This is a genomic window from Duganella alba (assembly GCF_009674495.1).
In the GTDB taxonomy this organism is placed as follows: domain Bacteria; phylum Pseudomonadota; class Gammaproteobacteria; order Burkholderiales; family Burkholderiaceae_D; genus Rugamonas; species Rugamonas alba.
Genome location: NZ_WKJN01000117.1, coordinates 1 through 254 on the forward strand (window position 1 = coordinate 1; position 254 = coordinate 254).

The following is a 254-nucleotide window of genomic DNA, read 5'->3' on the forward strand; positions in this document are numbered from 1 at the left end:
CTGCGCACGCTTTACGCCCAGTAATTCCGATTAACGCTTGCACCCTACGTATTACCGCGGCTGCTGGCACGTAGTTAGCCGGTGCTTATTCTTCAGGTACCGTCATGAGCCACAGATATTAGCTGCGGCCTTTTCTTCCCTGACAAAAGAGCTTTACAACCCGAAGGCCTTCTTCACTCACGCGGCATTGCTGGATCAGGGTTGCCCCCATTGTCCAAAATTCCCCACTGCTGCCTCCCGTAGGAGTCTGGACC

1 rRNA gene is annotated in these 254 nt (G+C 54.3%); it reads right to left on the reverse strand.

What is annotated here, in order from left to right:
• Nucleotides 1-254: ribosomal RNA gene (locus GJ695_RS29505) — 16S ribosomal RNA — on the reverse strand; the annotation flags it as partial.